This is a genomic window from Caballeronia sp. M1242 (assembly GCF_017220215.1).
Lineage (GTDB): Bacteria > Pseudomonadota > Gammaproteobacteria > Burkholderiales > Burkholderiaceae > Caballeronia.
Genome location: NZ_CP071129.1, coordinates 1,827,393 through 1,841,203 on the forward strand (window position 1 = coordinate 1,827,393; position 13,811 = coordinate 1,841,203).

Consider the following 13,811-nt stretch of genomic DNA (forward strand, 5'->3'; position numbering starts at 1 on the left):
AATTCGTTTGTTCCGACGATATGCGCCGGCTCGCCCGCGACGTGTCCGATTCTCGACAAACCTTGGCATGACAACGCAAGCGAGCCACCCTACACTTGACACACATTCGGTTCCTGCATGAATCGCGGGCAGAACGACGAATCCGAAACCACCGCTTTTTTTCCCTCAGTCACTATGCAAACGAGTATCGACAAAGGCGCTTTTCCGAGTCCGGGCGGCGCGTCGGCTTTGAGTGCGGCGAACGCCGCGCCCGTGCCAGCGCCGCGCACCGTGTACTCCGTGCTGGGCGCGATCAGCTTCTCGCATCTGCTCAACGACATGATCCAGTCGCTGATTCTGGCGATCTATCCCATGTTCAAGAGCGAGTTCGCGCTCACCTTCGGGCAGATCGGCCTGATCACGTTGACGTATCAGATCACCGCATCGCTGCTGCAACCGATCGTCGGGCTGTACACGGACAAGCACCCGAAGCCGTATTCGCTGCCGGTCGGAATGGGCTTCACGCTGTCCGGTCTCCTGCTGATGTCGATCGCGGGCAACTTCGGCACGTTGCTGATTGCGGCGGCGCTGGTGGGCTGCGGGTCGTCGGTGTTTCATCCGGAATCGTCGCGCGTGGCGCGCATGGCTTCAGGCGGCAAGCACGGCCTCGCGCAGTCGCTGTTTCAGGTGGGCGGCAACGCGGGCTCGTCGCTCGGGCCGCTGCTTGCCGCGCTCGTCGTCATTCCGCACGGCCAGCGCTCGATTGCGTGGTTCTCGGCGGCCGCGCTGCTCGCGATGGTCGTGCTCGCGAACATCGGCCGCTGGTACAAGCGTCATCCGGCGGTCAAGAAAGGTCGCGGGAAAGCGGCGCACGCGGCGCTGCCGCGCGAGAAGGTCGTGATGGCGATGAGCGTGCTCGTCCTGCTCGTCTTTTCGAAGTACTTCTACCTTGCCAGCATCACGAGCTATTTCACGTTCTATCTGATCAGCAAGTTCGGCATATCGGTGCAGGCCGCGCAGATTCACCTGTTCGTGTTCCTCGCGGCGGTCGCGGCGGGCACGATCATCGGCGGGCCGGTTGGCGACAAGGTCGGACGCAAGGCGGTGATCTGGGTATCGATTCTCGGCGTAGCGCCGTTCACCTTGCTGATGCCGTATGTGAACCTGTTCTGGACCGGCGTGCTGTCGGTGGTGATCGGGCTCGTGCTGGCGTCGGCGTTCTCGGCGATTCTTGTCTACGCGCAGGAACTGATTCCCGGCAAGGTCGGCATGGTCGCGGGCCTGTTCTTCGGCTTCGCGTTCGGCATGGGCGGCGTCGGCGCGGCGGTGCTCGGGCATCTCGCGGATGTGACGAGCATCGATTATGTGTACAAGCTGTGCGCGTTCCTTCCGTTAATCGGCGTGCTGACGGTGTTGCTGCCTAAGACGCACGACGCGAAGGCTTGAGCCTCGTGTTTCGGTAGAACGCCCGGTCATGGAAACGTGATCGGGCGTTTGTGTTTGCGGGCAGGCTCAACGACAGGTGATGACGAGCTTCCTGTAGCCATTCTCGACGATAGGCTCCTGCGCCTGACATCGGGATACGGGCGTCGAGAGCTTTTGCGAAAGCAGTATCGTGTTGCCATATCCGCACGACAGCCAGACGCCGTGCTCGTTCTCGGCGGCGACGAATCGCCAGTTGTACGACCTTTGGCCGTTGACCGTCGTGATCTCCGGCTTCAAATCATGCCGTTGCTCGGGCGGCCCGATCGTCACGACGACGTCCTGCACCGATAGCGTCGTGCGCCGTTGCTGCGGCTGCCATCCGTCCGGTGCATCGGTGACGACGGCGGGCTGCATCGTCACGCGGGCGGGGCACGCGATCTCGACGGCGCCGGCGGCGGCCGACGTCGCCAGCGATGCAGCGGCGATCACTGCACGCAGCCAATGCCTGCTGCACAATTTCACGCTCGTCCTCATTCGATGATGGAGAACGCGTCGGCGTTATTGCTCGGGTCCACGTATCTGCCGTTTTTCAGCCGGCCTTTCCGACAGATGGCGCGCGACGAGACCACCGGCTTGTTGTCCTCGTCGTTCGCCCATTGATCCATCACCCAGATGCAATGTCCGTCGCTGCGCAGGAAGAACGCTGCGTGATTGCCGTGCGCGTGGCTCCGGTATTCGCCTTTGACGAAGGTTGCGATGGCCGTGCCGACCGGGATCAACGGGGTATCCATCACCCGTGCCCCTTCCCGCAGAGCGCGGTCGCGGGCGCGTCCGCATCGTGCTTGACCAGATCGACGCACTGGTGCGATCCGACCATGTCGGTGCCTTCCAGGTTGGCTGCGTCGGAATATCGGTATGACATGGAGACCCTCCTTTGAAAAGGTCTCCTGATCGTATGCGCCACCGCATCAGGCAATATCGCCCGCGAGCGTTAAATTGCGGCATCGTTTGCGGAAGATCAATGCCGCGTGTCTGCCTCATCGCTTGCCGGATGCTTCCAGCGCCGCCCTGATCTGCGCAAGCGCGCTAGCGTCCTCGATAGTCGGCAGCTCGCCGGGATCGAGGCCTTCGGCCAGCGCGGCAATCGCGCGGCGCAGCAGCTTGCCCGATCGCGTCTTCGGCAGCATCGAGACGAAATGCACGCGCGCTGGACGCGCAATCGCGCCGAGCTGCGTATCGACCGCGTGGCACAACTCCGCTTCCATGCCTTCGCGCGCGCCCGGCGCATTAATGCGATCGGCGTCGCGCAGCACGACGAAGGCCGTGGCCGTCTGGCCTTTGAGCGCATCGGTCACGCCGACGACCGCCACTTCCGCGACCGCCGCGTGCGCCGACAACGCCTCCTCGATCTCGCGCGTGCCCAGTCGATGCCCCGCCACGTTGATCACGTCGTCGGTGCGCCCGAGTATCGACACGTAGCCGTCCTCGTCCTGCACGCCCCAGTCGAACGTCGAATAAACCATCTGATTCGGCACGCTGCGCCAGTACGTCTCGATAAAGCGCCGGTCATCGCCCCAGACCGTCTGCATGCAGCCCGGCGGCAGCGGATAGCCGAGCGTCACGACGCCCTTCTCGCCCGGCGCGCACGGCTCACCGGTCATCTCGTTGCGCAGTGTCAGGTTGAAGCCCATCGACGGCACGCCCGGCGAGCCGAGCTTCGACGGCAATTGTTCGATGCCGCGCGGTATGGCCAGCATCGGCCAGCCGGTTTCCGTCTGCCAGTAGTTGTCGATCACGGGCTTCTGCAACGCGCTCTGGATCCATTGCGCGGTGGGCTCGTCGAGCGGCTCGCCCGCCAGAAACAGCGTGCGCAGGCTCGACAGATCGTATTTCTCCATCAGCGCCGGATCCTGCTTCTTCAGGACGCGGATCGCGGTGGGCGCGGTGAACATCAGGTTGATCTTGTGCTGCTCGACGAGCCGCCACCAGATGCCGCCGTCCGGACGAACGGGCGTGCCTTCGTACATGACGGTCGTCAGTCCCGCAATCAGCGGCGCATAAATGATGTAGCTATGCCCCACGACCCAGCCGATGTCCGATGCCGTGAACATCGTGTCGCCGGCCGCGCCCTGGAAGATATGCTCCATCGACGCGGCGAGCGCGACCGCATAGCCGCCGACATCGCGCTGCACGCCCTTCGGCTTGCCCGTGGTGCCGGACGTGTAGAGCACATACGACGGCTCGTTCGATTCGAGCCATTCGCAGGGAACGTGCGCATCGAAGAATTGCTCGCGCAGCGGCTCGTACGCGACGAGATAACTCGCCTGAAGGCGCTCGGGCGCGAGCTGCCGGTCGATCAAAAGCACTTGCGGCACCTTGAATTCGGCGCGCGACAAGGCTTCGTCGACGAGCGGCGTGTAGTCGATCACCTTGCCCGCGCGCGCGCCCGCATCGGCGGTGACGATGAGCGTGGGCTCGGCATCGTCGATGCGCGCCGCGAGATTCGGCGCCGCGAAGCCGCCGAACACGACCGAATGGATCGCGCCGATGCGCGCGCACGCGAGCATCGCGAACAGCGCCTCGGGGATCATCGGCAGATAGATCAGCACGCGGTCGCCCTTCTTGACCGACAGCGAACGCATGACGGCGGCCATGCGGTTCACTTCCGCGTGCAGCTCGGCGTAGGTGTAGCGACGCTCGATGCCCGTTTCAGTCGAGACATAGACGAGCGCGTCTTGCTGCGCGCGCGAGGCGAGATGGCGATCGACCGCGTTATGGCACAGGTTCGTGCGCCCGCCGACGAACCATCGCGCGAACGGCGGGTTGCTCGCATCGAGCACCTGTTCGAACGGCGTCTGCCAATGGATGCGGCGGGCCTGTTCGGCCCAGAACGCTTCGGGCTCTTCGATCGACTGGCGATACGCTTCTCGGTAAGTCGGCATGCGCGTCCTCTGCAAGATGCAATGCGGGGCGAGTCGCGGCTTGGCGACTCGCTCCACAGCATAGAGCAGCGGGCGAACGGCTGCCTAGAGAGGGCGCGCCCTGATCGTCTCAGCGACGTGTCATCGGACGATGCGATCGACACGGTTGCGAGCGGCTTTGGGCGCATGATTGCCGAGCGCGGCGCTGATGCCGTCGGGTTCTTTGTGTCCGGGCAGTTGCGCGTGTCAGCGGTCCGCGCGTTCAGAGCGCGCGGCTGCTTGATTTGCTCGATCTGCGCGATAGCGGCGCGCTCGCCGGTGCCGCGCCGTGCCTGAGCAGGACCGGCGCGAGTTCGCCTGCCACGCGCATGCTCGATACAACGACCGTTCGCACGCCGCTGTCTTGCATGAGCGCGCGCAGCGTTTCGCGCGTCGTCGCCCGCGCCTCGATGCGCGGCTCGATCACGATGAATCCTCGGCAGTGCGCCGCCAGCGCCACGCGATGCGTGCGCAGCCACGCGGCGCGTAGAGCGAAGTCGTCGGGAGTTTCGTCGTCGCTGTGTTCCGCGACGATGACGAACGGCGTTGCGAGCGCGAGCAGCCGGCGCATCTGCGCGGACCACCCGAACGCATAGCCGGGCTTCATCGCCCGGCGTCGCACGCGTACGAGCGGGAAGCGGCTTGCGTCGAGCATGCGGGTGTCGAGGGCGTTGGGAGTATGGTCGGCGGCGATCACAGCGGCTTCGGGCTCCATTCGTTCAGGGCGGCGACGAGACTCGCCCAGCGGGAGCGGCGCGGCACGATGCGCTTCTTTCGCGCGGCGCGCGGCGGCGGGCATTCGGCGCGCGCGGGCGACGGCGCGGCGGGCGCCTCGGCCCAGGCGCGGCGGGTCGTTTCGAGAACTTTGGCGGCGTTCGCTGCAATGGCGCAGGCTGCTAGTGCATCGCGCGGTTCGGCGTGCGTTACGCCGTCGGGCTTTGGATCGTTGGTCACGTCGGGCCTCCAGTCGTGTATCCACGATGTAAGGCTCGATTGTATTGAGAATCATTCTCAATAACAAGCTTGATGTGCCAACCGCCTCAACCGCCTCACCCAGCCCGCATCAAAAACCGCGACAGCACCCCCGACGAGTACATCCCCGCAATGGCCGTCAAGAATTCCGCGAAGGACGCGGGCGCTTCGGCATCGGCCGTATCGGAAATGGTGCGGACAACGGCGCACGGCACGCCGTGCTCGTAGCAGACCTGCGCGAGCGCCGCGCCTTCCATCTCGACCGCGAGCGCATCCGGCAGCGCAGCGCGCAACGCGCTCACCGCCTCGTGGCTCGCGATGAACTTGTCGCCGCTCACCACCAGCCCGCGATGCACGCGCGGCCGCATGACGGCGAAGCGTTCGGCGAGCGCGTCGCCTTCTGTTTCGATGAACGCGACCGCCGCAGCGGCGAGCGCGTCCGACAACGCGCTGTCGGCGTCGAAATGCGTGCGCTCCAGCAGCGGCACTTCGTAACGCGGAAAAAACGGCGATGCGTCGAGATCGTGCTGAAGCAGCGCATTCGCGACGACGATATCGCCCACGCGCACATCCGCCCGCACGCCGCCCGCGACGCCGGTGAAGAGAATCGCATCGACGCCGAAGACATGGATGAGCGCGCTCGCCGTGGCGGCCGCCGCGACCTTGCCGATGCGCGCGAGCGTCACCACCACAGGCACGCCGTGCGCCTCGCCGACGTGATATTCGCGCTTGCCGAGCGTCACCGTGCGCACGTCGCCCGCGTGCCGCATGTGCGCGATCAGGTCGCCCAGTTCCTGCGGCAGCGCCGCCATGATCGCGAGCCGCTTCATTCGACGGCCTGCAGCTTGGCCACCGCCAGCGCCAGCCACTTTTCGCCGTGCCGCTTGAAGCGCACTTGCGCGCGAGCATCGCCGCCAGAACCTTCGAGCGCGGTCACGGTGCCCTCGCCGAACTTCGTGTGAAAGACGGCCTGCCCGACCTTGAAGCCGGTATCGGCCGCGCGCTGTTCGTTCGCGAACGACGGCAGCGCCGGACTCGGCGTCGATGGTCCGCCGCGTTCCTGTCCCGGCCGCGCGAACCAGTCGCGGCCCCAGCCGGCGTTGTCGGCGCGACCGCCCCAGCGCGCGCCCGCTTCAACTTTCGGCGTGAGCCATTTGAGCGAGCCCTCCGGCAGTTCGTCGAAAAAGCGGGAGCGGATGTTGTAGCGCGTCTGGCCGTGCAGCATGCGGCTCTGCGCGAACGACAGATACAGCCGCTCCTTCGCCCGCGTGATCGCGACATACGCGAGCCGCCGCTCTTCTTCGAGCCCGTCGGATTCCTGCGCGCTGTTTTCGTGCGGGAAGAGCCCTTCTTCGAGCCCGGTGATGAACACCGCCGTGAACTCCAGACCCTTCGCCGCGTGGACGGTCATCAACTGCACGGCGTCCTGTCCGGCTTGCGCCTGGTTGTCGCCCGCTTCGAGCGATGCATGCGACAGGAAGCCCGCGAGCGGCGTCATGGTGTCCGGATTCTGCGCGGGATCGGCGATGCCGGGCGCATCCAGCACTTCGATCTCGCCGTCCTCGCTCACCGCTGTGATCTCCTGCGCGGCGGTCGCGCCGGGGCGCAGCGGAATCGACCGCGCGGGCGTATCCAGCCCGTAGCCTTCTTCGCTCACGAACGCCGCCGCTGCGTTCACCAGTTCCTGCAAGTTTTCGAGCCGGTCCTGCCCTTCCCGCTCGGTCTCGTAGAACGCGGCGAGTCCGCTTGCGCGCACGACGTATTCGACCGTTTCCGGCAGGCTCATCTGCTGCGTTTCGGCGCGCATCTTCGCGATGAGCGTCGCGAACGCGCCGAGGCTCGATCCCGCCTTGCCGGTCACGTAAGGCACGGCGGCGGCCATCGAACAGTTGTAGAGACGCGCGGCGTCGGCCAGTTGCTCGATGGAACGCGCACCGATGCCGCGCGTCGGGAAATTGACGACGCGGGCAAACGCAGTGTCGTCGTTAGGATTGTCGATCAGCCGCAGATACGCGAGCGCGTGCTTGATTTCCTGACGCTCGAAGAACCGCAAGCCGCCATACACGCGATACGCAATGCCCGCGTTCACCAGCGTATGTTCGATGGTGCGCGACTGCGCGTTGCTTCGATACAGCACCGCGATCTCGCCGCGCGCGAGGCCGGTGTTGATGAGCGCCTTGATCTCCTCGACGATCCAGCCCGCTTCCTGCGAATCGGTCGCGGCCTCATAAACGCGCACCGGCTCGCCGTGCCCCGCGTCCGTGCGCAGATTCTTGCCGAGCCGCCGCGCGTTGTTCGCGATCAGATAATTCGCGGTATCGAGAATATGGCCGTGCGAGCGGTAGTTCTGCTCCAGCTTGATGAGATTGCGCACGCGGAACTCGCGCTCGAAATCGTGCATGTTGCCGACATTCGCGCCGCGAAACGCGTAGATGGACTGATCGTCGTCGCCCACGGCGAAGATCGCGTTGTGCTCGCCCGCCAGCTGCTTCAGCCACGCATATTGCAGCTTGTTGGTGTCCTGAAACTCGTCGACGAGGATATTGCGAAAGCGCGCCTGATAATGCGCGCGCAGCGGCGGATTGTGCGCGAGCAGTTCGTAGCAGCGCAGCAGCAGCTCGGGAAAATCGACGACGCCTTCGCGCTGGCATTGCTGGTCGTAAGCCTCGTACAGCTCGACGAACTTGCGATTGAAGTTGTCGGTCGCATCGACGTCTTTCGGACGCAGCCCTTGTTCCTTCGCGTTGTTGATGAAGTACTGGAGATTCTTCGCCGGATACTTCTCGTCGTCGACGTTCAGGCCCTTCATGAGCCGCTTGATCGCGGAAAGCTGGTCCGCCGTGTCGAGAATCTGGAACGACTGCGGCAGGCCCGCGTCGCGGTAATGCGCGCGCAACATGCGGTTGCACAGGCCGTGGAACGTGCCGATCCACATGCCGCGCGTGTCGATAGGCAGAAGCGCCGACAGGCGCGACATCATCTCGCGCGCCGCCTTGTTCGTGAACGTGACCGCGAGAATGGTCGGCGGCGATGCGTAACCCTGCTGAATCAGCCACGCAATGCGGGTGATGAGCACCCGCGTCTTGCCGCTGCCCGCGCCCGCGAGGATCAGCGCGGGCTCGTTCGGCAGCGTCACGGCGGCGAGCTGTTCGGGATTGAGGTTGGCGAGTAAATCGGGCATGGGAAAGTGGAGCGGCGCAAAGCGCGCCAGTGAGCGTGCCAATGAGCGGGCGAGGAGTCGCCGGGTAGCCGACCATTATAAGACCGCGCCGATGGCGTCGCCCGGCGAGCCATCCACGGCAGCGGACCGGCCGCGCCCGGATTCGTCCGATTGCGCGGTCCAAACCTTATAATCGGTGATTACCCCGCATCTTTTCACGCATTTTTCGGCAGATTTCACGATGAGCGACAGCACGCTTGCGAAGAGCTTCGAGCCCCAGAACATCGAGTCCCAGTGGGGCCCGGAATGGGAAAAACGCGGCTATTCCGCGCCGACCTTCAAGGAAGGTGCCAAGAACTTCTCCATTCAACTGCCGCCGCCGAACGTCACCGGCACGCTGCACATGGGGCACGCGTTCAACCAGACCATCATGGATGGCCTCACGCGCTATCACCGCATGCTCGGCGAGAACACGCTGTGGGTGCCGGGCACGGACCACGCGGGCATCGCGACGCAGATCGTCGTGGAACGACAGCTCGATGCGCAAGGCATCTCGCGCCACGATCTGGGCCGCGAGGAGTTTCTGAAGCGCGTGTGGGCGTGGAAGCAGGAATCCGGCTCGACCATCACGCGGCAGGTGCGCAGGCTCGGCGCGTCGATCGACTGGTCGCGCGAATACTTCACGATGGACGACAAGATGTCCGCCGCCGTGCGCGACGTCTTCGTCACGCTCTACAAGCAAGGGCTCATCTATCGCGGCAAGCGGCTCGTGAACTGGGACCCGGTGCTCGGCACGGCCGTGTCCGATCTCGAAGTCGTGAGCGAGGAAGAGAACGGCAGCCTCTGGCACATCAAGTATCCGCTGCCGGACGGCTCGGGCCATCTCACTGTCGCGACGACGCGCCCGGAAACCATGCTCGGCGACGTCGCCGTGATGGTGCATCCGGAAGACGAGCGTTATGCGCACCTGATCGGCAAGACGGTCGTGCTGCCGCTGTGTGACCGCGAAATTCCCGTGATCGCGGACGACTACGTGGACCGCGAGTTCGGCACCGGCGTCGTGAAGGTCACGCCCGCGCACGACTTCAACGACTACGCGGTCGGACAGCGCCACAAGCTGCCGCAAATCGAGATTCTCACGCTCGACGCGAAGATCAACGACAACGCGCCCGAGAAATATCGCGGCATGGACCGGTTCGACGCACGCAAGCAGGTCGTCGCCGATCTCGAAGCGCTAGGTCTGCTCGATTCCGTCAAGCCGCACAAGCTGATGGTGCCGCGCGGCGACCGCACGGGCGTCGTCATCGAGCCGATGCTGACCGACCAATGGTTCGTCGCGATGAGCAAGCCCGCGCCCGAAGGCACGTTCAATCCGGGCAAGTCGATCGCCGAAACCGCGCTCGACGTGGTGCGCAACGGCGAGATCAAGTTCGTGCCGGAGAACTGGACCACGACCTATTATCAGTGGCTCGAAAATATTCAGGACTGGTGCATCTCGCGTCAGTTGTGGTGGGGGCATCAGATTCCCGCGTGGTACGGCGAGAACGGCGAAATCTTCGTCGCGAAGACCGAAGACGAAGCGCGCGCCGACGCTGAGCGCCAGGGTTACACCGGCGCGCTCAAGCGCGACGACGACGTGCTCGACACGTGGTTCTCCTCCGCGCTCGTGCCCTTCTCGTCGCTCGGCTGGCCGAACGAGACGAAAGAGCTGAAGGCGTTCCTGCCTTCTTCGGTGCTCGTGACGGGCTTCGACATCATCTTCTTCTGGGTCGCCCGGATGGTGATGATGACCACGCATTTCACCGGCAAGGTGCCCTTCGATACCGTCTATGTGCACGGCCTCGTGCGCGACGCGGAAGGTCAGAAGATGTCGAAGAGCAAGGGCAATACGCTCGATCCGATCGACATCGTGGATGGCATCGACCTCGAAACGCTCGTCGCCAAGCGCACGAGCGGCCTCATGAATCCGAAGCAGGCCGCGCAGATCGAGAAGAAGACGCGCAAGGAATTTCCCGACGGCATTCCGGCGTTCGGCACGGATGCGCTGCGCTTTACGATGGCGTCGATGGCCACGCTCGGTCGCAATGTGAATTTTGATCTGGCACGCTGCGAGGGGTATCGCAACTTCTGCAACAAGCTCTGGAACGCCACGCGTTTCGTCTTGATGAATTGCGAAGGCCACGATTGCGGTTTTGCGAACGTGGCCGGCTGCAAGCCCGGCGACTGCGGGCCCGGCGGCTATACCGACTTCTCGCAGGCGGACCGCTGGATCGTGTCGCTGCTTCAGCGCGTGGAAGCGGAAGTCGAGAAGGGCTTCGCGGACTATCGCTTCGACAATGTCGCAAGCGCAATTTACAAGTTCGTGTGGGACGAGTACTGCGACTGGTACCTCGAACTCGCGAAGGTGCAGATTCAGAACGGCACGCCCGAGCAGCAGCGCGCCACGCGCCGCACGCTCTTGCGCGTGCTGGAAACGGTGCTGCGTTTGGCGCACCCGGTCATTCCGTTCATTACCGAAGCGTTGTGGCAGAAGGTCGCCCCGTTGACGGACGCTTACCCGGCGGGCGCGAAGGAAGGCGAAGCGTCGATCATGACGCAGCCGTATCCGCGCGCCGAGACGAAAAAGCTGGATGAATCCGCTGAACAGTGGGCCGCCGAACTGAAAGCAGTGATCGACGCATGTCGTAATCTGCGTGGCGAGATGAACCTGTCGCCCGCGGTGAAGGTGCCCTTGCTCGCGCACGGCGACGCCGCGCGTCTTTCGTCGTTCGCGCCTTATGTCGCGGCGCTTGCGCGTCTTGCGGAAGTGAAGATCATCGACGACGAAGCGGCGCTCGACAAGGAAGCGTCAGGCGCACCGGTCGCCATCGTCGGCGCGAACAAGCTGGTGCTGAAAGTAGAGATCGACGTGGCTGCCGAGCGCGAGCGTTTGACGAAGGAAGTCGAACGTCTTGGCGGCGAGATCGTCAAATGTAACGCGAAGCTGGGCAATGAAAGCTTTGTTGCAAAAGCGCCGGCCGCTGTCGTTGAACAGGAGCGCAAAAGGCTGGCAGAATTCAAGACCACTATCGAGAAGCTTCAGGCGCAATTATTGCGACTGCCCGTATGATGGGAGTCGTTTTTACGCCCTGTTCAGTCGCTTCACTCGATGTTCTAAATGATTAAGAGGATCAGGGTCATCACATGCTAAAAGTTACCAAAGCGGTTTTTCCCGTTGCGGGTCTCGGCACACGGTTCCTCCCCGCGACCAAGGCTAGCCCGAAGGAAATGCTGCCGGTCGTCGACAAGCCGCTGATTCAGTACGCGGTCGAAGAAGCGATGGCCGCCGGCATCACCGAAATGATCTTCGTCACCGGCCGCAGCAAGCGTGCCATCGAAGATCATTTCGACAAGTCCTATGAGATCGAAGCCGAGCTGGAGGCGCGCGGCAAAGAGAAGCTTCTCGAACTCGTGCGCAGCATCAAGCCGAGCCACGTGGACTGCTTCTATGTGCGGCAGGCCGAGGCGCTCGGTCTCGGTCATGCGGTGTTGTGCGCCGAAAAGCTCGTCGGCGACAATCCGTTCGCCGTGATCCTCGCGGACGACTTGCTGTACGGCAGGCCGCCCGTCATGTCGCAGATGATCGAAGTCTTCGACCACTATCACAGCTCGGTGATCGGCGTCGAAGAAATCCCGCCGCAAGACACGAAGTCGTACGGCATCATCGACGGCAAGGAGTGGGAAGACAACATCGTCAAGCTCTCGGGCATCGTCGAGAAGCCGGAGCCGGCGGTTGCGCCGTCGAACCTGGGCGTGGTCGGTCGCTATGTGCTGAAGCCGCGCATTTTCGATCACATCCGCGCGCTCAAGCCCGGCGCGGGCGGCGAGCTGCAACTGACGGACGCGATTCAGTCGCTGCTGTCGGATGAGCAAGTGCTCGCGTACAAGTATCACGGCACGCGTTTCGATTGCGGCAGCAAGCTCGGCTATCTGAAGGCGACGGTCGAATTCGCGCTGCGCCATCCGGAAGTGGCGAAGGACTTCGAAGAATACCTGCGCACGCGTTCGCCGGTTCTCGAAGGCTAAGCGTCAACGGCCCTGTACGAAAAAAAATGCCCGTCACTTGCGTGACGGGCATTTTGCTTTTGCGCTTCTGATTTTCAGCGGCGCCGCATCAAGAAGATAAACGTCTTGTCCTGCGAGCTCGACTCGACGATTTCATTGCCGGTCTGCTTGGCGAACGCGGCGAAATCGCGCTGCGAACCGGGATCGGTCGCGAGCACTTTCAGAATCTGGCCGCTCGTCATGTCGGCCAGCGCCTTCTTCGCCCGCAGAATCGGCAACGGGCAGTTGAGCCCGCGTGCGTCGACTTCCTTGTGAACTTCCATCGCGATTGAACCTTCCGTGTGCCTGATGGTTCCATTTTAACGCAGCGGTTGGAGATCTACCTGCCGGCCGAGCGTTGCCCTCCTTCGCTTCCCTTGGGAGTTTTCCACTTCACGGCTCCAGTGCGAGCGGATAGATTTTTCAGCTCTCGTTCACCAACCTTCGCAGTCTCTGCGTGCCCGGCGCCTTTCGACCGCGTGCGTCGGCGGAACTGTATAAAATTTTGTACAATGCCCCGATGAGAAAGAAATCCGCTGGGTCGGCTCGTCCTATGACGACATCCTTGAGTTTCCCTCTGCGGCACGGCGCGAAGCAGGCTTCCAACTTGGCCGTCTGCAAGTCGGGCTTGATCCCGAAGACTGGAAGCCCTTCAACGATGTTGGCCCCGGTGTGCGCGAGATCCGCATCAGGGGCACAAGCGGAATCTTTCGCGTTATGTACGTAGCGAAGTTCGAAGAAGCGGTTTTCGTATTGCATTGCTTCCAGAAGAAATCGCAAGCGACATCCACGCACGACAAGGAGATCGCCGCCGCTCGCTATCGGGCGATCGTTCGGGAAAGAAAGGCACGAACATGAACAAGGTTGACACGAAAGTCCGACACGTGACCAAGCGAGGTGCGAACATCTTCGCAGAGCTTGGTTTCGCGCCCGCGGAAGCACGCCGGTATCAAGCCGAGTCACAGGCGCTCATCGGTCAGACGCTCTTGCTTAAAGAGCAACTCATGGACGAGCTGGCGGCCTGGATCGAAGCGCAAGAACTGAAGCAAGCCGACGCCGCCGAGATTCTTCACGTCACGCGGCCACGCGTATCGGACGTCGTCAACAAGAAGTCGAGCAAGTTCACCATCGACTCGCTCGTGGAAATGCTCGCCCGCATAGGCAAGCCGGTCACGCTGGTCGTCGGCTGACGGCGGTATCAACGCGAATGCGGGCGATGCGTTCCGCAGCGC

Annotated in this window: 14 protein-coding genes; 5 read left to right on the top strand and 9 right to left on the bottom strand. The window is 63.5% G+C overall.

Translation table 11 applies throughout. The features are described 5' to 3' along the window. Positions 1-174: 174 nt before the first annotated feature. Positions 175-1,425, top strand: coding sequence for an MFS transporter (locus tag JYK05_RS08485; RefSeq protein WP_241269785.1), 1,251 nt, complete (start codon positions 175-177; stop codon positions 1,423-1,425). A 66-nt stretch (positions 1,426-1,491) separates the two neighbouring features. On the opposite strand, the gene JYK05_RS08490 is transcribed toward JYK05_RS08485, so the two are convergent. From JYK05_RS08490 to JYK05_RS08520, 8 genes are all read right to left on the bottom strand, one after another. After that, on the bottom strand, positions 1,492-1,926 hold the full coding sequence (locus JYK05_RS08490) for an STY0301 family protein (RefSeq protein WP_206466637.1): 435 nt from the start codon (positions 1,924-1,926) through the stop codon (positions 1,492-1,494). 8 nt (positions 1,927-1,934) lie between these two features. Then, positions 1,935-2,195, bottom strand: a complete 261-nt coding sequence (locus tag JYK05_RS08495) for a BPSL0067 family protein (protein WP_241269786.1) — start codon at positions 2,193-2,195, stop codon at positions 1,935-1,937. Continuing rightward, complete coding sequence (locus tag JYK05_RS26520) at positions 2,195-2,326, bottom strand: hypothetical protein (protein ID WP_256443308.1); 132 nt, start codon at positions 2,324-2,326, stop codon at positions 2,195-2,197. Before JYK05_RS26520 ends, JYK05_RS08495 begins: the two co-directional genes overlap by 1 nt. A 115-nt stretch (positions 2,327-2,441) precedes the next feature. Then, positions 2,442-4,346 (bottom strand): propionate--CoA ligase, encoded by a 1,905-nt coding sequence (locus JYK05_RS08500; RefSeq protein ID WP_206466638.1) that lies wholly within the window; start codon positions 4,344-4,346, stop codon positions 2,442-2,444. Between the two features lie 241 nt (positions 4,347-4,587). Beyond that, complete coding sequence (locus tag JYK05_RS08505; RefSeq protein ID WP_241269787.1) at positions 4,588-5,019, bottom strand: hypothetical protein; 432 nt, start codon at positions 5,017-5,019, stop codon at positions 4,588-4,590. A gap of 38 nt (positions 5,020-5,057) precedes the next feature. After that, a complete protein-coding gene (locus tag JYK05_RS08510) occupies positions 5,058-5,318 on the bottom strand; it encodes a hypothetical protein (RefSeq protein WP_206466640.1) in 261 nt (86 codons plus the stop codon). A gap of 95 nt (positions 5,319-5,413) precedes the next feature. Then, entirely contained in the window at positions 5,414-6,166 is a 753-nt protein-coding gene (locus JYK05_RS08515; RefSeq protein WP_206466641.1) for a 5'-methylthioadenosine/adenosylhomocysteine nucleosidase, read from the bottom strand. Beyond that, positions 6,163-8,517: a UvrD-helicase domain-containing protein gene (locus JYK05_RS08520; protein ID WP_206466642.1), complete on the bottom strand. Its 2,355-nt coding sequence runs from the start codon at positions 8,515-8,517 to the stop codon at positions 6,163-6,165. The genes JYK05_RS08515 and JYK05_RS08520 overlap by 4 nt, the downstream gene beginning before the upstream one ends. A 220-nt stretch (positions 8,518-8,737) precedes the next feature. Here JYK05_RS08520 and JYK05_RS08525 point away from each other — a divergent pair, with 220 nt between their 5' ends. Beyond that, the gene (locus JYK05_RS08525; protein WP_206466643.1) at positions 8,738-11,605 is read left to right on the top strand and encodes a valine--tRNA ligase; all 2,868 of its coding nucleotides are present in this window, start codon (positions 8,738-8,740) and stop codon (positions 11,603-11,605) included. A gap of 74 nt (positions 11,606-11,679) precedes the next feature. Further along, positions 11,680-12,561: a UTP--glucose-1-phosphate uridylyltransferase GalU gene (galU, locus tag JYK05_RS08530; RefSeq protein ID WP_175944309.1), complete on the top strand. Its 882-nt coding sequence runs from the start codon at positions 11,680-11,682 to the stop codon at positions 12,559-12,561. Between the two features lie 74 nt (positions 12,562-12,635). Here the strand turns inward: galU and JYK05_RS08535 are convergent, their stop codons facing one another. Next, complete coding sequence (locus JYK05_RS08535) at positions 12,636-12,863, bottom strand: sulfurtransferase TusA family protein (protein WP_206466644.1); 228 nt, start codon at positions 12,861-12,863, stop codon at positions 12,636-12,638. A gap of 247 nt (positions 12,864-13,110) precedes the next feature. Here JYK05_RS08535 and JYK05_RS08540 point away from each other — a divergent pair, with 247 nt between their 5' ends. Together JYK05_RS08540 and JYK05_RS08545 are read left to right on the top strand one after the other, a co-directional pair. Next, a complete protein-coding gene (locus JYK05_RS08540; protein WP_175945230.1) occupies positions 13,111-13,437 on the top strand; it encodes a type II toxin-antitoxin system RelE/ParE family toxin in 327 nt (108 codons plus the stop codon). Then, on the top strand, positions 13,434-13,769 hold the full coding sequence (locus JYK05_RS08545; protein WP_175944313.1) for a helix-turn-helix domain-containing protein: 336 nt from the start codon (positions 13,434-13,436) through the stop codon (positions 13,767-13,769). The genes JYK05_RS08540 and JYK05_RS08545 overlap by 4 nt, the downstream gene beginning before the upstream one ends. The last annotated feature ends 42 nt before the right edge of the window (positions 13,770-13,811 follow it).

Bases quoted from the DNA above. Each gene is read 5' to 3' on its own strand.
- JYK05_RS08485 (WP_241269785.1), top strand. From the start codon at position 175: ATGCAAACGAGTATCGACAAAGGCGCTTTTCCGAGTCCGGGCGGCGCG.
- JYK05_RS08495 (WP_241269786.1), bottom strand. From the start codon at position 2,195: ATGGATACCCCGTTGATCCCGGTCGGCACGGCCATCGCAACCTTCGTC.
- JYK05_RS26520 (WP_256443308.1), bottom strand. From the start codon at position 2,326: ATGTCATACCGATATTCCGACGCAGCCAACCTGGAAGGCACCGACATG.
- JYK05_RS08500 (WP_206466638.1), bottom strand. From the start codon at position 4,346: ATGCCGACTTACCGAGAAGCGTATCGCCAGTCGATCGAAGAGCCCGAA.
- JYK05_RS08505 (WP_241269787.1), bottom strand. From the start codon at position 5,019: ATGCTCGACGCAAGCCGCTTCCCGCTCGTACGCGTGCGACGCCGGGCG.
- JYK05_RS08515 (WP_206466641.1), bottom strand. From the start codon at position 6,166: ATGAAGCGGCTCGCGATCATGGCGGCGCTGCCGCAGGAACTGGGCGAC.
- JYK05_RS08520 (WP_206466642.1), bottom strand. From the start codon at position 8,517: ATGCCCGATTTACTCGCCAACCTCAATCCCGAACAGCTCGCCGCCGTG.
- JYK05_RS08525 (WP_206466643.1), top strand. From the start codon at position 8,738: ATGAGCGACAGCACGCTTGCGAAGAGCTTCGAGCCCCAGAACATCGAG.
- galU (WP_175944309.1), top strand. From the start codon at position 11,680: ATGCTAAAAGTTACCAAAGCGGTTTTTCCCGTTGCGGGTCTCGGCACA.
- JYK05_RS08535 (WP_206466644.1), bottom strand. From the start codon at position 12,863: ATGGAAGTTCACAAGGAAGTCGACGCACGCGGGCTCAACTGCCCGTTG.
- JYK05_RS08545 (WP_175944313.1), top strand. From the start codon at position 13,434: ATGAACAAGGTTGACACGAAAGTCCGACACGTGACCAAGCGAGGTGCG.